Raw genomic sequence first — 22,007 nt, forward strand, 5'->3', positions numbered from 1 at the left:
CTCGAAGTTACGCATTTTTTTATTTTTTCCTATCCCTTATCTGTCACAGCCTCCTTAGAAAACAGTGTGCAAAAGTCCAGGAAGATTGTTTCTTACGTCCCAGGTTGTTTCAGCATTATAGTAAAGAAAAGCAGGGACAGCGCAGGACCAAACTAGTGTGTATAAGAAAGAAGGATTACTGACGGAAATCCACGGCCGGTTAAAAACACAGCTGATTCAGATAGAAAACGGTCTGAAAAAAGTGGATGAACCAGATTCAGGGACGGCTCGGCTGGCAGTGGATGCCAAGGAATTCAAGCTGAGCGGACCGTTAGAAACCTTGACACTCAGCCGGCGGTATCTAGGCGATTTCCGAATTTTCCAGGCAATTCCTGAGACGTCTCCTGGTATTCCAGGGCTTTATCTATTATCGAGGGGAACCAAAAAAGGCAATTAACCGTTATATTTATAATCCAATAGTTTCTCAGACTCAGCGATGATCTTTTCGTAATGCTCGAAATCCGTCTTATATAAATTTAAGTAAATCATATCTAAAAGACAAAGCTGGGAGCATCGCAGCGTCATTGCGTTGAGGCGGGTATTCGTTTCATAATTGACGGTTTTTAATACGATATCCGAGTAACCATGCAGCCGGTTTTTTTGAATTCGCGTCATCGCGATGACCGTCACATTCTGATGGCCGGCAATCCGCGCGGCTTTTAGAATCTCCGGCGTTTCTCCCGATTCGGAGATTAAAAACAAAACGTCCTGCGGGCCGAACTGACTCAGCATCGAAAAAATGATATGTGAATTCGCGCTGCAAAATGAATCCAGGCCCATCTTCAGCCACTGATTGGAAATGTATTCAGCGAATAAATTCGAGTTGCCAAATCCAAAGACGATGATTTTCCGTGCTTTTTTGAGGGCGGAAACGGTCTGATCTATGACTTGAGGCGGGTTGAATTCAAGAGTCAGCTGCGCCATTTTCTGATACTGCTGGATGATCTTCTGATTAGTTGACGAGGTACCCTCGTTGAGAACAATCTCCTCTTTGACTTTTTCTTCAGTCAGCGAGGTAGACAAATCTTCCAACAATTCCCGAAAACTGCGGTATCCTAATTTTTTAGAAAACCGGATGATTGTGGATTGCCCGATATTCAGCCTGTCCGCAAGCTGATAGGATGTAAAACTGCGGGCTTCGAGCGAATGATTCTGGAAAAAATCCGCAATGATTTTCTCTGTCTGGGTTAATTCATTTTGAACTTGTTTCAATTTTTCCTGGTACATGAAATCACCTCGGTTGTATAAAACTATTATACATAACCTGGAAAGAAATAACAATTTCAAAATTCACAAATGACTCGGAAAGTCATCACAAAATAATTTATTTTTAAATTAATGACTTAATTTTGTTGACAATAAACAACGTTTTCTTCTATGATCTGGATAGATTAATTCATATTTCTTGCGCAAGGTGATGAATTAAGAAGTGTTGCGAAAGATCGCAAGGAGGAGCGTTTTATGACATTGTTGCAAGCTCTGCTGATCGCCTTATTCGGCTATCTTTCTTCCAATTATTCACCGTGGTGTTTCGGCCAGCTGGGCGGTTGGTATACAATGGGGCGTCCGCTGGTTTCCGGTTTGATCATCGGTGTTATTCTAGGGGACGTGCGGACTGGAATCCTGATGGGCGCTGCCGTCCAGACTTTGTATATCGGCCTGGTTACACCGGGACTGTCGATGCCGGCGGATTTGAATTTCGCGGCTTATATGGGAATTCCATTAGCCATGGTGGCCGGTGCATCGACGGAATATGCGTTGAGCCTGTCGGTTCCGCTAAGCTTTCTGGGCGTTTCGTTAGTCTATGTCGTGGCTTCAGTCAACGTCTACTGGGTGCGCAAACAGGAACAATGGATTGAACAGGGGAAGATAAAAAAAGCGGCCAATGCCCCGGTATATGCCTCGATATCCCAGTTTGTGGCTCGTTTTGTACCGATTTTTCTGGCTTGTTATTTCGGTCAGGACTTCATTATCTCCGTGGTTCAGGCGATCCCGGCCTGGCTGGGTGATACGTTTGTGATTTTCGGCAAGATGCTGCCGGCGGTTGGTTTTGCGATGCTGCTGCGGTTTGTGCTGGATAAAAATGCGGAGCTGGTGTACTTCTTCGTCGGGTTTATCATGATCGCTGTCTTGAAAATGCCGATCGTGGCCGCGACGCTGATCGCTTGTTTCCTGGCTTATCTGGATATCCGGTACACGGCGAAAAAAACGAATGAAGTGGAGGTTGAAGTCGATGAGTAACACCATGAAAAAATTATCAAGGTCAGATTTATTTCATGCCTATGCTTACTGGATGATGTTCGCGCTGGCAGCGCAGAATATGGAACGAATGGAAGCTCCGGCGTTTGCCGGGATGATGGGCAAGGTTGCGGACAAGCTGTACGACGATCCGGAAGAACAAAAGGCCCTGATGCTGCGGCATACGCAGTTCTACAACAGTCAGCCGATGGTCGGCGTGATGATCAACGGTATCGCGCTGGGCATGGAGGAACAACGGGCATGCGGGGAAAATGTACCTGACGAACTGATTTCATCCACGAAAACAGCCTTGATGGGGCCTTTCGCGGGCGTGGGCGATTCCTTATTTATCGGAACTTTGATTCCGATCTTGCTGAGTATCGGCTTGGGTCTGGTTGGGGAACAGGGAAGTCTGGCGGGACCGTTGTTTTATATCATCGCCTGGCTGGGGATCATGCTTCCATTTACCTGGCTGACCTTCCGCTTCGGCTACCGGTCGGGCATCACTGCGATCCATACGTTGTTCGAAAGCGGGATGAAGGACGTCGCGGTTCGTTTTGCCAACATCGTCGGCCTGATCATCGTCGGCTGCATCAGCGCGCAATATGTCAGCGTGAAGATCGGCTGGGCGTATGTGTCCGGCGAGATGACGATGAGTATTCAGAGCGTGCTGGATGGAATTCTTCCAGGGCTGCTTCCGCTATTGCTGACATTAGGGGCTTGGGCTTTGATGGAGAAGAAGCATTGGAAAATGGGACAGGTTTTCGTTCTGATCTTTGCGATTGCCCTGCTTGGCCGGTTCTTCGGTATTCTGGCGTGAATGATTATGCGAAAGGAACTTCTTGAACAACTGCGCGGCGGACTGGTTGTTTCCTGCCAGGCGTTTGATTACGAACCCTTTTACGGCGCAGAAATGATGGCGAAGATGGCGGTTTCCGCCAAGCTGGGCGGCGCGGCCGCCATCCGGGCAAGCTGGCCGGAGAACATCCGGGCGATCAAAAAGGAAGTGGATCTGCCTATCTTCGGGATTAATAAAATCATGCCTGAGGTCTATGACAAATTTCGCGACGTGATCATCACACCGACCTTAACTTCAGCCCGGGCTGTCGCGGAGGCCGGCGCGGATATCGTGGCTGTCGACTGCACACTGCGCCAGGGGCGCACACCGGAAATGATCCAGGCGCTGCTGCAGGAATATAAAGCCGAGCTGGACGTGCTGATCATGGCGGAAATCAGTACCGCGGAAGAAGGCCGGATCGCGGCGGCGGGCGGCGCGGACATTTTATCGACGACCATCGCCGGTTATACCCCGTATTCCCGTCAGCTGGACGAGCCGGATTACCGGCTGATCGAGGAGCTGGCTGAAACAACAACGCTGCCCATCAATGCTGAAGGCCGATTTCATCGGCCGGAACAGGTTGTCCAAGCTTTCAAAACCGGGGCCTGGACTGTCACCGTCGGCAGCGCGATCACCCGGCCGCATTGCATTACGCAGGAATTTATCCGGGCCATCCACCAATTCAAGAATCAGGAAAAGACTGGAAAGTAAAAATGGAATAAATTATTCATAATATGTTGTAAAATATGAATAAAAAGTTTACAATAGGTGCAGAAAGTGGAGGAATTGAAAATGACCAATAAAGTATTCCCAACGGTTCATCAGCTGGTTGACCAAGTCGAACAGACACAACAGGAAAATATTGAAGCCGCGGCGCAGGCGGTTGCTCAGTGCATCATCGACGGCGGCATTATCCAGGCTTGGGGCGGCGGCCATTCGATGGCGGGCGCTATGGAAGTCGCGCATCGCGCAGGCGGATTCATCCCAACGAAGAAAATCGTAGAACCATCCAACAACGCTTATGAAACGGTGGAAAGAGCCGGCGAAGTCTTCATGAAAAAGGTCGACGTGCGTCCGGGGGATGTTGTGTTCATCATCTCCAATTCCGGCCGCAATCCGCTGTGCATGGATATCGCGCTGGGCTGCAAGAAAAAAGGCGCAAAACTGATCGCGATCACTGCGCTGGAAGCGTCGTCTAATCTGAAGCCGAAGCATTCCTGCGGTAAGAATTTGTATGAAATTTCGGATATCGTGCTGGATAACTGCACGCCGGAAGGCGACTGCTGCATCGATCTGGAAGGTTTTGACGGCAAGATCTGCGGCATGTCGATGATTACCACGTCGGTTCTGGTGCAGGCCGTAACGTACCGGGCTGCGGAAATCTTAATCGAAAAAGGCATCACTCCGCCGATTTATAAATCACAGAATATCGACGGCGGCCGCGAATTCAACGAATCACTGGAAGCGCAGTACATCGAACGGCTGTACCGGATTTAAGCATTAAGCGAAATAAGAAAAAAGGGATTCTGAAATTCAGAGTTCCTTTTTCATATTTTTGCGTTGATAGGAATTGGAAATGTTAAGCCGTTTACGGACATCGGCGATCCGCCTGCGGGAGAGGACCACACCCTCATTTTGAAAGCGCAGCGCCAGCTGTTCATCATCCAGCGGGACAGCCGGATCTTCCTCAGCGATCCAACGCTTGAGCTGCGCTTCGATCCTGTCGCGGCTGATCTGATGCAGCGCTTTGCATAACAGATCAGAAAAGGGCCGGATCCGGCCGTTGAATTCATAATATTTGTGCGCACAGGCGCGGGACACTGTGGACAGATGCAGTCCGGTTTCCTCTGCCACTTCCTTTAAGCGGCAAACCGCTAGCGGCGCGTCTTGAAGCAAATAATCCCGCTGGCGCCGGACAAGGCACTGGAAGACCAGCTGCATCGTGAGATTGCGCTGGTCGATCAGATCCAATGTCAGCTGGGCTTCTTTTAAGTATTGCTTCAGCTGAGGGCTGAGCGGCCCGGCCGGGATGTCGAGCAGAACCTGCGGGGAAAGCGGGGTGATTGAGAACTCCCCGTCTTCCAGCGTCAAACGGACGTCAGCCTGCACATAGGCGTTTTCCACGGGGCCAAGCTGGCAGGGAAAAAGCTGGCAGGAACGGATCACGGTCAGCTGATCCTGCAGTTCGGTTTCCGTCAACCTGAGTTTCCGGCACAGCGTTGAAATTTGACCACGGCTTAATTCCTCCGCGCCTTCGTCCAAGATCCGCAGCGCCATTCTTTCATTCCTCAATCCGAGCTGCCGGCGGATGTAATCCAGACTATCGCGGCAGCCGATACCGAACGGCTCCAGCTGTTGAACCCCCCTCAGCGCAGCCGCGATTTCCTCCGGCTGAAAACCAGGCGCCGGCTGGGCCGGATCGTAGAAGCCATGATCGTCCAGCGCCTCGATGATATACTCCGCCACGTCAAGGCGGAAGCGCCAACGGCCGGTGTGCAGCTGGTTCAGTAAGTCGGCACGAAGATCGAACTCCGACTGGGCTTGAGCGAACAGCACTTCGTCGGAAACGGTATGCAGAAACGGATTAGCGGCGATCAGCGAGCGCAGCTCGACGGCCAGTTCCTGTCGGTTTTTTGTTAGGGTTTCGACAAAACGGCTGCGTGCAGGCGAGAAGGCCTGCTGCCGCTGGGCTTGATGTAAGCGCAGACTTTGTTTGTTCTTCATCTTCGGACTCTCCTGATTTTTAGTGTAGTCCAATCCCGCAGTTCTGGCAAGCGCTTTCATGTAGAATGTTAAAAATTGGGAAATCCTTGATAATAAAGGAATTGTAAAAATTATTGATTGAATTTACAATGGACTGGAAGAGGAGCAGAGTCATGGAAAATAAAACGAAGCGTCAGCTCTATGAGAGGATCGAAACGCAGATGACGGGCCGGTCGGTCCGCGAACTCGATCTCGAACTGTTCTGTGCCCGGAGCTTAGCGGAGAAGCTAGACATCTCCCGCAATCTTGCGTCCCAATACCTTAACGAATTGTTTTATGAAGGAAAGCTGATTAAAATCGGAGCGCATCCCACCTGTTTTTTAGCGCGCAGCGCGCTGGAGAACGACGGCTTTGCCAGCGTCTATGACAACGCCGAGGACTTATGGAATCAAGCGGATCAGCTGCAGGAGAAACGCTCGGTGTTCTCCGATCTGATCGGCGGCAACGGCAGCCTGCACTACGCAATCGAGCAATGCAAGGCGGCAATGAATTATCCCGGCAGCGGACTGGCAGTTTTGCTTCATGGGCCGACCGGCAGCGGTAAGAGCTTACTGGCCGCGAAGCTGTACGATTATTGCGTACAGCGTGGGCTGATCGGCAGTGAGGGCCGGCTGATCACGGTCAACTGCGCGGAATATTCGGACAATCCGGATTTCTTTCTGACCAGTTTGTTCGGCTATACCAAAGGCGCGTACACCGGAGCCGAGAAGGACAGCGAGGGACTTCTGGCGTTGGCGGACAAAGGGATGTTATTCCTGGATGAAATTCACAGTCTGACGCCGGAATGCCAGGAAAAGTTGTTTTTGTTTATGGATAAGGGCGTCTATCACCGGGTCGGCGATAACCAAAAATGGCTTGCCAGCACGGTGCGCTTTGTGTTCGCAACGACGGAAAACCCGGATCAGGCGTTGTTGAAAACGCTGTTCCGCAGAATTCCGATCGTGATTCAGATTCCGGCGCTGAAAGAACGGCCGTTGACGGAGAAGCGCGAATTGATCCGGTATATTCTTGAAACCGAACAGACCAAGTTCAAAATGTCGGTGCGGATCAGTGAATCTGCCTACCGCCTGTTGGAGCAGCATGAATTCCGCCACAACATCGGCGAGCTGAAAAACGATATCCAGGTCGGTATGGCCGGTGCGTACATGAAGGCGATTAAAAACGCCAGTCCGACGCTCGACCTGCATATCAGCGATCTGCCTTCCGGACTGGTTCGCAATCCGTTGCGGAATCCGTTAATGGATCAAGGCAGCGTGAGCCGGCTGCTGCCGCTGGGCGAGCTGCTGCCGCGGGGCGGCGGAGAAAGCCGGTATCTGTTGTTTTATCAGGCCGCGATGCAGAATTACGAACGCTTCCAGAAGCATGAGCTGTCGCTTGACACGTTTCTGGCCACGACGACGCTGCAGCTGGAACAATACGTTGATTTCCTGTTTTTCAACAATGAGAATTTCAGCTCGCCGCAGGAGGAGATCGTCCAGAGCCTGTTGGCGAACATCAACCGGCCTCTGAATAAGAAATACGGAATGCCCGAGCTGTCCAACAACGAAATTAAGATCCTGGCCCGCTACTTCACCGATCTGCTTCAGAATGAGCCGATCAGTGCCGTGGAGCTGCGCCGCCGCGGCCGCAGCATCAGCGATTTCCAGGAAACGTTAAAAACGGTCAACCCCAAGCTGGTTTCGATTGCCAACGAAATCCTGCCGTTGCTGCAAACCGGCCTGAATCTGCCGTTGGGCGCATTTGAGGAAATTACGACGACGTTGTTTTTTCTTTACTTTAACCGGGGCTACCAGCCGGCGCCGATTCCGGTCGTCATCATGGCGCATGGTTATTCCATTGCCAGCGGAATCGCGGAGCTGGCGAATCAGCTGCTGCACCAGAATATCTTCACGGCGATCGACATGCCGGTCGAAAGTCATTTTGAAACGATCACCAACAAGCTTAAACAGTATTTGAGCGAAATCCGGAATTGTCACGAGATCATCGTCATGGTTGATATGGGCTCGCTGGAAGGCATTCAGAAATATATCGATCAGACTGCCGATCTGGATATCGGCATCATCAACAATGTCACGACCAAGCTGGCCCTGGACGTCGGCGCGATGATCATGGAAGGGGATTCGCTGGAGACGATTCTTGAACAGGCCAAGCAGCGCTCGCTGCCGAATTATGTGATCATTAAGAACCGCGTCCGTCCCAAAGCGATTCTGACAGTTTGTTCCTCCGGCATTGGGATTGCGGGCAAGATTGCCGCACTGGTGGAAAACAGCTTCCCGAAAAAAATGGATCTGACGGTCATTCCGATCGCTGCCGATACGCTTCAGCACCGTCAGGCCTCAGGGATTTTTGATAAATACAATGTTATTCTGATTCTTGGCACGCTGAATCTGAAACCGCAGGGTATTCCGTTTATCTCAATCGAAGATATCATCAATCAAAGCGACAGCTGGGCGCTCAAAGAAAAGCTGGGAATGTTGATGAACGATGAGGAGCTGACGGTATTTACGCAGAACATGGTGCGCAACTTCTCCCTGGATAATCTGATCGATTATCTGACGATTCTCAATCCGGAGAAAATTATCGTGTACGTCGAGGAAATCCTCGAACAGATACAGAAACGGCTGGAATTTACGTTGTCCAACAACATCCTGATCGGACTTTATCTGCATATCAGCTGTTTGATCGAGCGGCTAATTATTGACAAGCGCTTCGTCTACTATCTCAACCTGGAGAAATTTGAAGCTGAGCACGCCGATTTCATCGCGATGATCCGGGAGGTGTTCGGCCGCGTGTGCCGGGCCTACAATGTCGTCATCCCCACGGCGGAGATCGGTTATCTTTACAATTATATCGTGCAGGGGAAATCTGTCGAAAAACAGGTTGAATGTGTCGAAGAATCCAAATCGGAACTGATGGAAAGTGTCGGATTTACTGAATAACCGGAGAAAATGATGGAAAAATAAAGAAAAAATAATGAATTTTAAGAAAGTTGCATAAAAAAACGCGCAAAAGCAGAGCTTGGCGCGTTTTTTGCTGATAAGAGGGTGAAGAAACGAGGTGAAGCGGATGCGGAAGGTGATACTGACTTCCCATGGTCATTTGGCGGAAGGCATGCAAAGCGCGGTCAATATGATTCTGGGGTGTCAGGCTGATCTTGAAGTGTATGACCTGGATCATTATGACGAACCGGATATGATTCTGGAACGGGTGCGGAAAAGGGTGGAAGAACAGCCTAACGATGAATTTATCATTCTGACCGATATCAACAACGGCAGCGTTCATCATCAGATGATGCAGCTCTGCCTCTGCCCCAATGTGTACGTCCAAACGGGCATGTGCCTGTCGATGGTCCTGGAAATTTTACTGGCCAGTCCGCAGGCGGGGATCGAGGAAACGGTAAAGCACGCCGTGGAATCGACGAAGGAAAACATGCTCGGATTCAATTTCAGATCCATCAGAGAGATGAAGGAGGATGAATTATGGTAATTCTGATGCGGATCGACGAACGAATGCTTCATGGACAGGTGGCGCTGACCTGGGTCAACGAGGTCCATCCGGAAGCCATTCTGATCGCCAATGACGAAGCGGCGGAAAACGACATGGCCAAACTGGCCTTCAAAATGGCGAAGCCTGACGGGGTGAAGCTGGCGATCAAATCAATTGACGACGGAGCGAAGCTGCTGAATCATCCGCACGCTCAGAAAATCCGGATCTTCGTCATCGTCAGGACACTGGCCGACGCCGTGCGGTTAGTCCGGCAGACAGAGGAAATCCACCGTGTGAATATCGGCGGAATCCGCAAGCGTGAAAACAGCCGTTCATTCAGCTCCGGCATCTTCTTAACGGAAGAGGATCTGGTGAATCTCAAGGAACTGCATGAAAAAGTGGATTATCTGGAATTCCGGATGATTCCCAACGAGCCTAAAGTCGATTATGAGAAGTTACTGAAATAAGAGGAGGGAAAACTTATGTTGATTGTTCAAAGCGTCATCGTCGGGGTGATCTACCTGGTTTTAGGTTTCCTAGAGGAATACCTGTCATTTCCGATGTGCTCCCGGCCGATGGTTGTCGGTTCGGTCATTGGCTTCTTTCTGGGGGATCTGAAGACCGGCGTCATGATCGGTGCTTCCCTGGAACTGGTTTTCATGGGCGCTGTTCAAATCGGTGCGTCCACGCCGCCGGATTCATTAGTCGGCACCGCTGTCGGTACGGCGTTCGCAATTATTATGCACGCCGACGTCGAAGTCGCGCTGGCGCTGGCGGTTCCTGTCGCTCTGTTAGTTTCAATGACCAGCTCGATTTGGCTGACATTGCGTACATTCTGGCATCCGACAATTGAAAAAATGATGGACAAAGGGGATTACAAAGGTTTGGAACGGATGTTCTACGTTGTTGCCTTGACGTTGTATATTCCGAAAGCGCTTCTGGTCACATTCGCGATTATGGCGGGTTCCACGGTTGTTGAGAAAATGATTTCGATCATTCCGGAATTCGTCACCGGCGGTCTGGGCGTTGCAGCAGGTATGATGGTTGCGGTCGGCTTCGCGATGTTGTTAAAGATGATGTGGTCCAAGAAAATGTGCGTTTATTATTTCCTGGGCTTCTTATTGGTCGCTTATCTCAACCTGCCGATTCTGGCCGTCGCCTTCTTCGGCGTCATCCTGTGCGTTATTCTGTACTTTGAGGGCAATTTTAAAATGAATAAAGCAGCCCCGGAAGCTTCAGAGGAGGAGGAATTATTCAATGATTAAAGAAAGACTGAACTTATCGGACGAAGACGTCAAGATGTGCAAACAGATCGGATTCCGGACGTTGTCGCTGTGCTCCATTATGGAAATGGAAAAAATGCAGGCGTTAGCGTATGTCCGCGTCATGATTCCGGTCATCAATCGTTACTATCATACACAGGAAGAACGGATCGAAGGGTATAAGCGGCGGCATTGGGAACTGTTCAATACAACGCCGACGGTCGCGGGCTTTATCACCGGGTTATCCGCGGCGATGGAAAAGCAGGCGTCGGAAGATTCGACGATGGACAAGAAATCGATCAACGCGGTTAAGGCTTCGTTAATGGGACCGTTCGCCGGTATCGGTGATTCCATTTTCTGGGGATCCTGGCGGATTGTCGCCACCGGCATCGGATTATCGCTGGCCCTGCAGGGCAACGTTCTCGGCCCAATTCTGATGTTGGTGATCTTCAATATTCCGGCACATATCTGCCGTTATTATGGCCCGTTCCTCGGCTTCGGCCTGGGCTCCAAATTCTTAAGTCAGGTTTCAGAATCTGGTTTAATGCAGTTTTTGACGAAGTGTGCGACGATTGTCGGCCTGATGACCGTCGGAGCGATGACCAGCTCGATGGTTAGTCTGAACATCGCGTATGTCTTTACGATGAATGAGGTGGAAATGTCCGTTCAGTCGCTGATCGATTCGATCATGCCATCGGCTCTGCCATTGGCATTGGTCTTCGTCTGCTTCTATTTCCTCAAGAAAGACGTCAAGCCGATTACGATCATTCTCGGTATCATCGCGTTCAGTATTCTGGGACGGTTTATCGGACTGGTCTAAGTAAAGAAAGTACGAAAATACAAATAAACAAGGAGGAATTATTCTATGGTTACCATGCTTGAAGTCATCAATCGGATCCCGGCGGTCTGCACCGATATTTTAAACCATCGTGAGGAAACATTCGCAGTGCTGACGCAAACCGTCAAAGCACATCCGGAAATCAATCAGATCTTACTGATTGGCTCCGGTACGTCCAACACCAGTGCTGTCACAGCCCGTGGATTTATCGAGAAAACTTCGGGCCTGCAGACAATCTGCGTGCTGCCGAATGAGCTGCTTTACAACTGCTTTGCTTATAATCCGAACGCATTGTATGTCTTTACTTCCCATTCTGGTACTTCGACGCTGACCTGCATGGCGGCGGAGAAGATCACAAAGCTGGGCTATTTGACAGCAGCGGTGACCGATGGCGAGGATAGCCCGATCGCCAAGATGGTTGACGTCTTTATCAATCAGCGCAACGGGGTTGAGGAATATCTGATGCGCACGATCGGTTACTGTTCCAGCGTGTTAACCCAGATGTTGATGGGGATGGCCATCGGGAAGGCTCGCGGTGTGTTCACTGAAGATCAGGAAACAGTTTATCTTGATCAGGCAAAGGCTGGCATCGAACACCATCCGGCGATTGTCAAGGAAGCCATGGCCTGGTTTGACCGGAATCAGGAAAAGCTGATGGCGGCCGAAACCTTCACTATTTACGGCATGGATTCGCTGTGGGGCGTCGCGCTGGAAGGGGCGTTAAAGATTCTGGAAATCTCGAAGCGCCGGATTGGCGTCGGCTATGAATTTGACGACGGCATGCATGGTCCGACGATGGGGTATACACCATCTAACTGTGTTATCGTTCTGCATGACGGCGGCCGGGAAGACGTGCGCGCGCATCAGCTGACGACATTTGCGAAGAATGAGCTGGGTTATGGTTATCTGATCGGTGAAAATCCAATCGATGCCAGTGATCTGCCGATTTCGCTGACGGGTGGGGAATTTATCTTCCTGGAGCTTTCCCCGGTCGTTCAGATTCTGGCTTACCGGCTGGCAGTGGATTACGGCATCGATCTGACGGATATGTCATATCATTCAGAAACAAAATATTTCAACACGCATAACGAAGCGTAAGGCTTTCTTGCTAGGTTGAAGATATTGGCAGCCGGGGCGTCGCGTCCTGGCTGTCTTTGTTTTGACAGCGAAACGGCGTAGGATAGGAGGAAAAGTCAATGCAGAGAAGCAAGAGCCGGTGGATCGGGGACCGGCAGTTTTACAGGACAGCGCTGGCGGTGGGAATTCCGCTGATGTTTCAGCAGCTGATCACCAGCTCGGTCAATCTGGTGGATAATCTGATGGTGGGGCAGCTAGGCAACGAGGCGCTCAGCGGTGTCGCGGCCGTGAACCGATTTACGATGATCGCGATTTTTGCGGTGAATGGATTATTAGCCGCCGCGGCAATTTTTATCGCGCAGTTCTGGGGTGCGGAGGACTCTGAACGGATGAAGCAGACCTTCCGGTTTTCATTGCTTGCGGCTGGTTTGATCCTGATTCCGTTCTGGTTGGCGGAAGCCCTGGCACCTGCGCTGATCCTGGGATTCTTTACGAACGTCCCGGAGGTCGTTGCGGCTGGAAGCCGGTATATGGTGATGGCGGCATGGACCTTGCCCCCGACGGCGCTTTCGTTAACCGCAGCGAGCGCGATGCGGGCTGCCGGAGAACCGCGCCTGCCGTTAGTGATCAGCGCCAGTGCGGTTTTAATCAACACGCTGCTGAACTATGTGCTGATTTTTGGACAATTTGGATTTCCTGCTCTGGGCGTGCAGGGAGCGGCGCTGGCAACGGTGATTGCCCGGCTGATGGAAGCCGCACTTTATCTTTATTTTCTGAAACGCAGGCCGTTTGCGTTTAAAACCAGATTGGGCGACTTGCTTTCGATTCCGCGGTCTTTAGCGTGGACGATCTTTAAAAAAGCGCTGCCGCTGGCCTTGAATGAACTGATGTGGTCATTAGGCATGGCAACGTTGTTTAAATTCTATTCCCAACGCGGACCTGAGGTCATGGCGGGATATTCGATTGCGAACACGATCAGCGACCTGTTCTTCGTCTTGTTTGGCGGATTGGCTACGGCAACCACGATTCTGGTTTCCAAGCCGCTGGGCGCTGATCGGATGGAAGAAGCACGGGACCGGGCGTATCAGCTGTTAGCCTTTGCGGTTTTTCTTGCGGTTTTATTCTCTTTTCTTATGTTTGGTTCTTCGTTTGTTGTACCGTCCTGGTATCAGGTCAGTACCCAGGCCAAACAGATTGCGGCTCAAATGCTGCGGGTCATGGCCGTGATGTTCTGGACGTATACCGCGAATACGCAATGTTATTTTATCCTGCGGGCCGGCGGGGATACGCGTTCGACTTTGTTTGTGGATTCTGGGTTTATGTGGCTGATTAATCTTCCCTTGATCGGGATGCTGACGTATTTTACCGGACTGAATATCATGCAGATGTACCTGATCGGACAAATGACCGAGTTAGCGAAGCTGACGCTGGCTTATCATTTAGTCCGGAAGGAGAAGTGGCTTGTCAACCTGACGGAATGAACGACAGGCTTTAACAATCCTGATGCTTCTTTTTGGATACAAGAATTCAAACTTATGATTTTGACAGAGAAAAGAGATCATTGTTCACTGTCGTTTCATGTGATAAGATGAATAAAACTTATGAAAGAAGAGAAAATCATGAAGGCAATGGAGATTTTGAATGCGAATTGGAAAGCCGAAGATGGAAGCTTTCTCTATTATTTACATGAAGAAAATAATTTTCATGAAGCAGCATTTCTGGAACTATGCAGCTGTATTTCCTCTTTGTCCCGGTGTCATCCGCAAGATCAGACGGCTTCTTTGAAAATCGTCTTTGTTTATGGGCAAGTGTTAAAACATCTTCTCTATCATTTTGATCCTCAGGATCTGAGCGTTATTTCTAATCTGCCCTCTGATTACAGCGAAAAGCTGGAGCTTCTTGAACAAAATGTGATTCATTATTTCCAAGGCGATAGATAAAGCGAAGTATACAGGTGCGATCCGAAGGGTTCGATTGTTACTTTTATAATTTCATTTCATTGATTTAAGAAGAACTTATAGGTAGAATACTTCAGATTGTTATTTTAATGAGATACGGTTAAAATGAATTCACTGGCCTTTTTAAGGTATAATGAAGTCATAAGAAAGGGGGAGATCCGGATGTACTGGCTGAAAAAAGAAGATCTGCCGCTTATTTTATTTGATATCGAAAAAGGGAGCTATGGAGATCAGAGCATTCACATTCGATGGATGAGTGAAAAGACAGAAGACTTGCCTGAAAGGATAAGCGATGAAAGCTCGCTTGAAGCTTGGATCCAACACCGGATGATTCCCCGGAACCGGGCCTTCGTTGAAGAAATTCTGGCAAGTCAGGGACTGAAATACAAAGATATGGAAGGTTTGATTACTATCTGCAAAGGGCTTTCTGTGAATGATGTTTATTGGATTGTGCCTGAGGATTTCCAGGGCCGCTTTGATGACTACAATTTGTATGACAACAGTTTTTCGGAAGCATTGAGCCTGGTAGCGTTCACAGGCCATTCGACGACACTGAAGGAATTATCGCCGAGTCCGGAAATGACCACGAACGGCATGCTTCCCAAAGCCTGGCGGAGATTGAACGATAAGCTTTATTTATACAAAGGTGGAACCAATGCCGAATTGTTTTCGAATGCCGGCTTAGAGCCGTATTCTGAATTTTATGCGGCGCAGATTGCGGCAGAACTAGAGATTTCTCATGTAAGTTACGACTTGCAGAAATGGAAAGGAATTCTGGCGAGTGTCTGTGAAAATTTTACAAACAAGAAACGATCCTATGTGCCGGTCGGTACTGTGTTAAAGAAGCGATCCATCAAAGAGCTTGTTGAAAAAGTGAAAGAAATTGGTTGTTTCCCTGATTTCAAAAATATGATTTTATTGGATGCGCTGATCAACAACGAAGACCGGCATTATGGAAATTTTGGATTTTTAAAGGATAATTCTACGAATCAATATCTTGGTTTGGCGCCGTTGTTTGATCATGGAATTTCTTTGTTTTCAACGATGCCGGAGAGATATATTGCCAATGGGCAATGGAAAACCTATCAATATGAACATCGTTATTCGGCGTTGGGGGCGACGCATGATGAACTCGTCAGCTGGTTTTGCGATCAGACAGACGCCAGGAAATTATCCAGACTCTCTCATTTCGAGTTTAAAAAGCATGAACGCTATAACGTCAGCGAGGAACGTCTGAAATTTTTAAATACGTTTATCAGAAACAGAGCCCTGGAACTGATCGAGGTGATTCAGAAAGGAATTAAACCGAAAAAAGAAAACGTTGAGCGCATTGAAGTGAATCAGGAATTCCTGGGCTTCCGTTATCAGTTTACAGGAGATCGGATGCAAGGCGGACATTGCGTCATCCTGGATCAAAATAATAACCGGATCAAAATTTTGAATTTAACGAGTTCAGATTTGGAAAAAATGGATGCCGTGACTTTCATTGAAGACTATATTGAGAATACGTTGTATCCAATGCAGAAAACAAACGGTTCAAAGGAGAGGACGACATCAGATCCGAAGCAAAATTAGCTTTTAAGACATACGGTAAAGATCATTGTTATATACAAGTCATTCATGGAAGCCGCAAAGAAGGATGAATCGCTGACAGGCGATCCGTTATCCACAGTTAGCACGCTGTAACTGAAATACATTGTCGAAGCGTTTTGCTTCGCGAAGACGCAAAGCGTGATATAATCAAGCTGATGAGAACGAGAAAGAGAGGATCTTGATATGCATGATGCCGCAGTCCGCAAGGCGATTGAACTGGAAACTCAGCGCCAGACCCATAACATTGAATTAATCGCTTCTGAAAACTATGTCTCCCAGGATGTCTTGGAAGCCGTCGGCTCCATCCTGACCAACAAATACGCCGAGGGGTACCCGGGACGGCGCTATTACGGCGGCTGCGTGGACGTCGATATCATCGAGAACCTGGCCCGCGACCGGCTGTGTGAATTATTCCATGCCGAACATGCCAACGTCCAGCCGCATTCCGGCTCCCAGGCGAATATGGCGGTGTATATGACTATCTTACAGCCGGGCGATAAAGTCCTGGGGATGGATTTAAGCTCCGGCGGCCATCTGACGCACGGCCATCAGCTGAATTTCTCCGGGCGGCTGTACGAGTTCCACAGCTACGGCGTGGATAAAGAAACCGAACAAATTAATTACGAGGAACTGCGCCGGATCGCTCTGGAAGTAAAGCCGAAGCTGATTGTGGCCGGTGCCAGTGCCTATCCGCGGGAGATCGACTTTAAGAAATTCCGGGAAATTGCCGACGAAGCTGGCGCGTACCTGATGGTTGATATGGCGCATATCGCCGGTTTAGTCGCGGCAGGACTCCACATGAGCCCGGTGCCTTATGCCCATTTCGTCACGTCCACAACACATAAAACCCTGCGCGGCCCGCGCGGCGGCATTATTCTTTGCAAGCAGGAATTTGCCAAGGATCTCGACCGCAACGTCTTCCCGGGAATCCAGGGCGGTCCGCTGATGCATGTGATCGCTGGAAAAGCCGTGTGCTTCGGCGAAGCGCTGAAACCGGAATTTACCGACTATGCGCGCCAGATTATCGCAAATTGCCAGGCTCTCTGCGAAGCGCTCCAACAGGAAGGACTGCGGATCGTAACCGGCGGCACGGATAATCATCTCATCCTGGCCGATGTGAAATCTTCCTATGGGATTACAGGGAAGAAAGCGGAAGCGCTGCTGGATGAAATCAACATCACCTGCAATAAAAATACGATTCCATTCGATCAGGAAAAACCGTTTGTGACCAGCGGTATCCGGTTGGGAACGGCGGCGATGACCACGCGCGGCTTTCAGGAAGAGGAATTCCGTCAGGTCGCCCGCTGGATCACGACTGTGCTCAAAAATCCGGAAGACGAAGCGCTGAAAGCGAAGCTGCGGCAGGAAGTCATGGAAATGACAGCGCGCTACCCGCTGATCCGGGAATCCTAGATTGGAAATTAATAAGATAAAATCCAGATAAAAACCCTGGGCTGTTGATAGGATCGAACGACTTCAACCGGCTCAGGGTTTTTACATGAAAAATCAAAAAGGGTTGGATACCCTTTCCCACGGATCGCCAATCTCAGGCGGCGGCCGGCAGGTTTAACAAAAGGTTGACTGTAAACGTATTATCTTTCGGCGTAATTTTCAGAACGCCGTGATATTTAGCACACAACGTCCGGATCGAGGAAAGACCGATCCCTTCCCCCTCCCGTTTTGATGACAGGAATGTTTCATTCTGCTTCTTCACCTGACCGTTATAGCTGTTGCGGCATTGCAGAACAAGACCGTTATTTCCCTGCATTCGGCTTTTGACCTCGATAAACTGAGCTTCTCCCGCCGTTTGACGCAGACAAGCTTCCATTGCATTTTCCAGCATGTTGCCCAGAATGACAGTTAAATCGGTATCCTTGATCGCCAATGACGGCGGCAGAACAATCGACGTTGTAAATTCAATCCCGCTTTCCTCCGCCATATCCATGTAATACCGCACGATCGCGCTGAACAACAAATTCTCGCAGACCGGCGTTTTGATTGAAGATTCGAAATTACTGATGAACTGATTCAGAGAATCCCGCAGCTTTTCCGTTTCTCCGTGATTCATGTACGTCTTTAACGTCAGCAGATAATGATGCAGATCATGCCGGGTCTGACGTGTGCTGGCGATACTTGCGGCTAGCCGTTCAGCTTGCTTGTCGCGGATCAGCGCCTGATATTCCTGCACCTGCAGTTGCTGCTGAAGCTGCTGCTTTTCCTCGTTGAAATTGATCATGCTGAGCGTCGCGTAGTAAGAAAGAAATGTACCTGCGGTCCAGACGATCGCCAGCAACAACGGCGACGTAATTTCGCTGTGCAGCGCAGCGATCGACGAGGTAAAGCCTAAGCGGTAGATGAGATAGAACGAAGCGGGAATCAGCCATAACATACTCCATATTTCCGGCGTGTCCTCATGCTCCCACACCGGCAGAACCTGACGTGTCAGAAAATAATGGATTAAAGGAGCGCTGAGGACAAAGACGAGCATCCGGCAAAGCGATACCAACCCGACCGCGGAGAACCCCGGAAGCAGCCCGGCGAGGTGCGCTTCCAGAATTTCCGAGAACATCAAGACAATATCCGAATAGTTCTCGATCAACAGAATCAGAAACAAGAGCTTGCGTAATGAAGTGCGCAGGACATGATAAGCCAGAAAGAGGCAGAAGACCAGGAAGAAACAGGTAAACGGAAGCATCCAGATTGAATTGATTCCATACGTTTCACCAAAGAGATAAACACTCAGCGTCGTGCCGAGATAAAACAAAACGGCATACAGTACGCCCCGGTGGAAGGAACAGCGCAGATGATTGCGAAAGGGAATTAAAATCAAAAACAAATAGGGCGCCAAGCGGGTGCCCAAGCTTAAAAAATAATCCAGGAGCGTCATGATGCTTACCCCTCGTTCAGGCGCTTAAACGAATAATCAGCGTAGGCCTGACGAATTTCACCTTTGCGCGCGCGGTTGATGGGAATCTGAACCTGATCCTTCATCAGAAAATCATGATCATCCATCTGCTGGACATAGTCCATATTGATCATACAGTTGCGGTAGGGACTGATGAACTGTTTGTATTTTAAAAGCAGCGGTGAAAATTCCGCAAAGGACATATAAGTCTTGATCATCCGGTTGGGCGTATGAATTTGAATGTAATGATTGTAATAATCGGTATACATGATGTCCCGGATTAAAACACGGGCCATGATCCGGCCTTCCTTGACTTCGATGTAATGATTACGCGAGCGTATTGATTTTTCACTTAACCGCAAAACCTCGTCGAGCTTATCCTGCGGAATCGGTTTAACGAGATAGTGAAAAGCCCGGACGTCATAGCTCTCAATCGCATAATCACGGCTGGAAGTGGTGAACACAATTAAAGAATGGACGTTGTTTCCCCGCAAGGTCCGGGCCAGGGTCATACCGTCGATTTCGTTCATGAAAATATCCAGGAAGATGATATCCCAGTCCGCGCGTGAAGCTTGCAGAAATTCATTTCCCGAGGAAAATGAACGGATTTCATAGATCAGCGATTCGCGCAGGCAGAAATTTTGAATTTTTTCAGCCAGCAGCTTTCGATCCTCTGCTGAGTCGTCGATGACCGCAATTTTCATAACGATTGCTCCTTTCGATCCGCATGCAAGCCGATGCATGATCGGGATAAGGGAATAGATTGTTCGATTTCCTTTGTTTTCTTTATTATAACAGATTTTTTGTAACAAAATTTGTTTTATAAATAAATCCTATTATAAATTGTTAAAATAATGGTAATTCCTAAGTTATAATCAATAAATTGAAGATCATCATCAGGAATTAACCTGCTTCTTTATTATAGCATATCCGGTAAAACACTGTTATTTTTATCAGGTAAAGTGTTCAGGTACTTTTCTCAGTCAAGGTTCAGAAATAGGGAAGACCGTTTTACCGTCAGGGGATTTCCGATTTTCTCAATGCCCGGATTCAGCCGTAAAGAAATGAGGGTGGACATCTCAGCATTTTGTGCCGTTTCATTGAAGATAAAATTTTAAGCTCAAAGCGAGCGGCGTGTCTGATTATGATGAAAAAAAGATCGTTATTAAGATATGATTTTTATCTGATTTTCCCGCTTTGAAAATCTGAGAAATCAATTTCACAATGGAATTGTGATCGTCACCCTTAATTTATAAAAGCACCGGAAAACTTCAGAACGCAAGGTGATTGGCTCTGAATTTCCCCCTTTAATTTATTCTCAATTGAAATATTTATCAGGTGTAATTACAATCGGTTTAAGCTTACTACTGGCGATGACGGGCGTAATTGAGAGGTGATTTTTTTTAGAAAAATTTGGAAATTTTCTGTTGACAATTTCTGATGGTATCGCTTACAATGACGGTGTAATTGGATTGTTATTGTTCAATAAAACAAGCAAAACCAATTTGCAAGAGGACTTTTATGTCTTCTCTGCAAATTGGTTTTTTCTTTTTTCCAAGGAGGTTAAGCGATGGAAATCTGTTATAGCCCGTTAGTCGGAAAAGCGGTCAATCTGGACCATGTTGCGGATGAAATGTTCTCGCAGCGGATGCTGGGGGACGGCATGGCGATTGCGCCGGAAGCTCGTGAAGTTTACAGCCCGGTAGCCGGCGAAATCACGATGGTCTATGAAACACAGCACGCGATCGGCATCAAAACGGAGACCGGCATCGAAATCCTGCTGCATATCGGCATTGACACCGTCATGCTGGGGGGAACGCCGTTCGACACCAAGGTGCAGGTCGGCGATCACGTTCAGCCCGGCGATCTGTTAACGATCGTGGACTGGAATTATATCCGAAAAAAGGGCTGCGACACAATCGTACCGGTTCTGGCAATTAACCGCAAAGTAAAGCTGCTGAAAAGCGAGGAAAACGTGAAACCCGGTGAAGCTTTATTTGAAATCGAAGCGTAAGGCAGGCGCTGAAAGCGAGGTGGCTCCGTGATCATCAAACAGATTTACAATAACAACGTCATCCTCTCAGAGAACGAGGCGGGTGACGAGATCATCCTGGTCGGCCGGGGAATTGCCTTCGGCATGACCCGCGGAAGCAAGGTCGTCGAAGGGCGGATTGAAAAGAAATTTGAACTTCAGGACGACGTCGGTCAGAAATTCAAAACGCTCGTTCAGGACGTTCCCTACAAAACAATTCTGGTTTCGGAAGAAATCATCGATTATATCAAGACCCAGTCCACCAAACGGATCAACGATTCCATTTATGTCACGCTCACCGATCACATTGCCAATATGATCGAACGGATCAAAATGGGGATCGTCTTCGACCCGACACTGCTGCTCAACGTCAAGTCGCTGTATAAAGAAGAATACCGGCTGGGCTTAAAAGTTACGGAGCTGCTGCGGCAGAAATTGAAAATCGACATTGACGATGGCGAAGCAAGCTTTATCGCCCTGCACATCATCAACGCCGAGCTGGATTCCAATATGCAGCAGATGTATGAAATCACCGCCGTGATCGAGGAGATCCTCAACATCGTGCGTGAGGACTTCCAAATTGATACGGAAAACGGTCAGTGCGACCGCTTCATCACGCATTGCCGCTTCTTTGCCCAGCGTGTTGTCAACAACGAATATCTCAGCACCAAATCCGACTACAACCTCAGCACCTACCGGGTGTTCGAGCAGACGCATCCGCGGGAAACCGCGTGTATCGAGCGGATCGCGCAGCGGATCAAGGACCGGTACGGTTATACCGTCAGCACCGATGAAAAGCTGTACATTATGATCCACCTGATCCGTCTGACCGAGTAACAGAGTTATTGCCAGTCCCTTCAGAGCGGACTGTGTGATAAAGGGTTTTGAAAAAGGACCGGAAGGATCACCGGCACCCATTCCTCTCAAACAGGCTTAGCTGGCCTGGGAAGACAACCGGCTTAAGACGGGGCTTCCCGC

The 22,007-nt window shown here is 49.0% G+C and carries 21 protein-coding genes; 17 read left to right on the top strand and 4 right to left on the bottom strand.

Annotated elements, in window-relative coordinates; translation table 11 throughout:
• The first annotated feature begins 157 nt into the window (after positions 1-157).
• Entirely contained in the window at positions 158-436 is a 279-nt protein-coding gene (locus tag DWY25_RS06905; RefSeq protein ID WP_117894622.1) for a hypothetical protein, read from the top strand.
• Here DWY25_RS06905 and DWY25_RS06910 read toward each other — a convergent pair.
• On the bottom strand, positions 433-1,266 hold the full coding sequence (locus tag DWY25_RS06910; protein WP_117894623.1) for a MurR/RpiR family transcriptional regulator: 834 nt from the start codon (positions 1,264-1,266) through the stop codon (positions 433-435). The genes DWY25_RS06905 and DWY25_RS06910 overlap by 4 nt on opposite strands.
• A 234-nt stretch (positions 1,267-1,500) precedes the next feature.
• On the opposite strand from DWY25_RS06910, the gene DWY25_RS06915 reads away from it, so the two are divergent.
• The 4 genes from DWY25_RS06915 (at position 1,501) to DWY25_RS06930 (ending at position 4,612) form a co-directional block, all read left to right on the top strand.
• Positions 1,501-2,280 carry a PTS mannose/fructose/sorbose/N-acetylgalactosamine transporter subunit IIC gene (locus tag DWY25_RS06915; protein ID WP_117894624.1) on the top strand — a complete coding sequence of 260 codons (780 nt, stop codon included), beginning with the start codon at positions 1,501-1,503 and terminating at the stop codon, positions 2,278-2,280.
• The gene (locus tag DWY25_RS06920) at positions 2,273-3,097 is read left to right on the top strand and encodes a PTS system mannose/fructose/sorbose family transporter subunit IID (protein WP_220412920.1); all 825 of its coding nucleotides are present in this window, start codon (positions 2,273-2,275) and stop codon (positions 3,095-3,097) included. Before DWY25_RS06915 ends, DWY25_RS06920 begins: the two co-directional genes overlap by 8 nt.
• Positions 3,098-3,103: 6 nt before the next feature.
• The gene (locus DWY25_RS06925; protein ID WP_117894746.1) at positions 3,104-3,826 is read left to right on the top strand and encodes an N-acetylmannosamine-6-phosphate 2-epimerase; all 723 of its coding nucleotides are present in this window, start codon (positions 3,104-3,106) and stop codon (positions 3,824-3,826) included.
• 81 nt (positions 3,827-3,907) lie between these two features.
• On the top strand, positions 3,908-4,612 hold the full coding sequence (locus DWY25_RS06930; RefSeq protein WP_244925944.1) for a sugar isomerase domain-containing protein: 705 nt from the start codon (positions 3,908-3,910) through the stop codon (positions 4,610-4,612).
• Between the two features lie 36 nt (positions 4,613-4,648).
• On the opposite strand, the gene DWY25_RS06935 is transcribed toward DWY25_RS06930, so the two are convergent.
• The gene (locus DWY25_RS06935) at positions 4,649-5,839 is read right to left on the bottom strand and encodes an RNA polymerase factor sigma-54 (protein WP_181981733.1); all 1,191 of its coding nucleotides are present in this window, start codon (positions 5,837-5,839) and stop codon (positions 4,649-4,651) included.
• A 152-nt stretch (positions 5,840-5,991) separates the two neighbouring features.
• On the opposite strand from DWY25_RS06935, the gene DWY25_RS06940 reads away from it, so the two are divergent.
• From DWY25_RS06940 to glyA, 10 genes are all read left to right on the top strand, one after another.
• Positions 5,992-8,817 (top strand): sigma 54-interacting transcriptional regulator, encoded by a 2,826-nt coding sequence (locus DWY25_RS06940; protein ID WP_181981734.1) that lies wholly within the window; start codon positions 5,992-5,994, stop codon positions 8,815-8,817.
• A 127-nt stretch (positions 8,818-8,944) separates the two neighbouring features.
• A complete protein-coding gene (locus tag DWY25_RS06945) occupies positions 8,945-9,364 on the top strand; it encodes a PTS sugar transporter subunit IIA (protein ID WP_006058017.1) in 420 nt (139 codons plus the stop codon).
• On the top strand, positions 9,358-9,831 hold the full coding sequence (locus DWY25_RS06950; protein ID WP_117894628.1) for a PTS sugar transporter subunit IIB: 474 nt from the start codon (positions 9,358-9,360) through the stop codon (positions 9,829-9,831). Before DWY25_RS06945 ends, DWY25_RS06950 begins: the two co-directional genes overlap by 7 nt.
• A 15-nt stretch (positions 9,832-9,846) precedes the next feature.
• Positions 9,847-10,629 carry a PTS mannose/fructose/sorbose/N-acetylgalactosamine transporter subunit IIC gene (locus tag DWY25_RS06955; RefSeq protein ID WP_006058015.1) on the top strand — a complete coding sequence of 261 codons (783 nt, stop codon included), beginning with the start codon at positions 9,847-9,849 and terminating at the stop codon, positions 10,627-10,629.
• Entirely contained in the window at positions 10,622-11,446 is an 825-nt protein-coding gene (locus DWY25_RS06960) for a PTS system mannose/fructose/sorbose family transporter subunit IID (protein ID WP_117894629.1), read from the top strand. Before DWY25_RS06955 ends, DWY25_RS06960 begins: the two co-directional genes overlap by 8 nt.
• A gap of 45 nt (positions 11,447-11,491) precedes the next feature.
• Entirely contained in the window at positions 11,492-12,562 is a 1,071-nt protein-coding gene (locus DWY25_RS06965) for an SIS domain-containing protein (protein ID WP_117894630.1), read from the top strand.
• 98 nt (positions 12,563-12,660) lie between these two features.
• The gene (locus DWY25_RS06970; RefSeq protein WP_117894631.1) at positions 12,661-14,022 is read left to right on the top strand and encodes an MATE family efflux transporter; all 1,362 of its coding nucleotides are present in this window, start codon (positions 12,661-12,663) and stop codon (positions 14,020-14,022) included.
• 120 nt (positions 14,023-14,142) lie between these two features.
• On the top strand, positions 14,143-14,481 hold the full coding sequence (locus DWY25_RS06975) for an Imm41 family immunity protein (RefSeq protein ID WP_117894632.1): 339 nt from the start codon (positions 14,143-14,145) through the stop codon (positions 14,479-14,481).
• 180 nt (positions 14,482-14,661) lie between these two features.
• Positions 14,662-16,074, top strand: a complete 1,413-nt coding sequence (locus DWY25_RS06980; protein ID WP_117894633.1) for a HipA domain-containing protein — start codon at positions 14,662-14,664, stop codon at positions 16,072-16,074.
• Positions 16,075-16,275: 201 nt separating this feature from the next.
• On the top strand, positions 16,276-17,505 hold the full coding sequence (gene glyA, locus DWY25_RS06985; protein WP_117894634.1) for a serine hydroxymethyltransferase: 1,230 nt from the start codon (positions 16,276-16,278) through the stop codon (positions 17,503-17,505).
• A 133-nt stretch (positions 17,506-17,638) separates the two neighbouring features.
• Here glyA and DWY25_RS06990 read toward each other — a convergent pair whose 3' ends face one another.
• Positions 17,639-18,979: an ATP-binding protein gene (locus DWY25_RS06990; protein ID WP_117894635.1), complete on the bottom strand. Its 1,341-nt coding sequence runs from the start codon at positions 18,977-18,979 to the stop codon at positions 17,639-17,641.
• 5 nt (positions 18,980-18,984) lie between these two features.
• Entirely contained in the window at positions 18,985-19,701 is a 717-nt protein-coding gene (locus DWY25_RS06995) for a LytR/AlgR family response regulator transcription factor (protein WP_181981735.1), read from the bottom strand.
• Between the two features lie 866 nt (positions 19,702-20,567).
• Between DWY25_RS06995 and DWY25_RS07000 the strand changes: the two genes are divergently transcribed.
• Entirely contained in the window at positions 20,568-21,011 is a 444-nt protein-coding gene (locus DWY25_RS07000; protein ID WP_006058002.1) for a PTS sugar transporter subunit IIA, read from the top strand.
• A gap of 27 nt (positions 21,012-21,038) precedes the next feature.
• Positions 21,039-21,866 (top strand): PRD domain-containing protein, encoded by an 828-nt coding sequence (locus tag DWY25_RS07005; RefSeq protein ID WP_117894637.1) that lies wholly within the window; start codon positions 21,039-21,041, stop codon positions 21,864-21,866.
• Positions 21,867-22,007 lie beyond the last annotated feature (141 nt).

This window comes from Holdemania filiformis (genome assembly GCF_003459085.1).
In the GTDB taxonomy this organism is placed as follows: Bacteria; Bacillota_I; Bacilli_A; order Erysipelotrichales; family Erysipelotrichaceae; genus Holdemania; species Holdemania filiformis.

Bases quoted from the DNA above. Each gene is read 5' to 3' on its own strand.
- DWY25_RS06920 (WP_220412920.1), top strand. From the start codon at position 2,273: ATGAGTAACACCATGAAAAAATTATCAAGGTCAGATTTATTTCATGCC.
- DWY25_RS06990 (WP_117894635.1), bottom strand. From the start codon at position 18,979: ATGACGCTCCTGGATTATTTTTTAAGCTTGGGCACCCGCTTGGCGCCC.
- DWY25_RS06970 (WP_117894631.1), top strand. From the start codon at position 12,661: ATGCAGAGAAGCAAGAGCCGGTGGATCGGGGACCGGCAGTTTTACAGG.
- DWY25_RS06925 (WP_117894746.1), top strand. From the start codon at position 3,104: ATGCGAAAGGAACTTCTTGAACAACTGCGCGGCGGACTGGTTGTTTCC.
- DWY25_RS06940 (WP_181981734.1), top strand. From the start codon at position 5,992: ATGGAAAATAAAACGAAGCGTCAGCTCTATGAGAGGATCGAAACGCAG.
- glyA (WP_117894634.1), top strand. From the start codon at position 16,276: ATGCATGATGCCGCAGTCCGCAAGGCGATTGAACTGGAAACTCAGCGC.
- DWY25_RS06960 (WP_117894629.1), top strand. From the start codon at position 10,622: ATGATTAAAGAAAGACTGAACTTATCGGACGAAGACGTCAAGATGTGC.
- DWY25_RS06935 (WP_181981733.1), bottom strand. From the start codon at position 5,839: ATGAAGAACAAACAAAGTCTGCGCTTACATCAAGCCCAGCGGCAGCAG.
- DWY25_RS07000 (WP_006058002.1), top strand. From the start codon at position 20,568: ATGGAAATCTGTTATAGCCCGTTAGTCGGAAAAGCGGTCAATCTGGAC.
- DWY25_RS06930 (WP_244925944.1), top strand. From the start codon at position 3,908: ATGACCAATAAAGTATTCCCAACGGTTCATCAGCTGGTTGACCAAGTC.
- DWY25_RS06995 (WP_181981735.1), bottom strand. From the start codon at position 19,701: ATGAAAATTGCGGTCATCGACGACTCAGCAGAGGATCGAAAGCTGCTG.
- DWY25_RS06955 (WP_006058015.1), top strand. From the start codon at position 9,847: ATGTTGATTGTTCAAAGCGTCATCGTCGGGGTGATCTACCTGGTTTTA.
- DWY25_RS06980 (WP_117894633.1), top strand. From the start codon at position 14,662: ATGTACTGGCTGAAAAAAGAAGATCTGCCGCTTATTTTATTTGATATC.
- DWY25_RS06975 (WP_117894632.1), top strand. From the start codon at position 14,143: ATGAAAGAAGAGAAAATCATGAAGGCAATGGAGATTTTGAATGCGAAT.
- DWY25_RS06965 (WP_117894630.1), top strand. From the start codon at position 11,492: ATGGTTACCATGCTTGAAGTCATCAATCGGATCCCGGCGGTCTGCACC.
- DWY25_RS06945 (WP_006058017.1), top strand. From the start codon at position 8,945: ATGCGGAAGGTGATACTGACTTCCCATGGTCATTTGGCGGAAGGCATG.
- DWY25_RS06910 (WP_117894623.1), bottom strand. From the start codon at position 1,266: ATGTACCAGGAAAAATTGAAACAAGTTCAAAATGAATTAACCCAGACA.
- DWY25_RS06950 (WP_117894628.1), top strand. From the start codon at position 9,358: ATGGTAATTCTGATGCGGATCGACGAACGAATGCTTCATGGACAGGTG.
- DWY25_RS06915 (WP_117894624.1), top strand. From the start codon at position 1,501: ATGACATTGTTGCAAGCTCTGCTGATCGCCTTATTCGGCTATCTTTCT.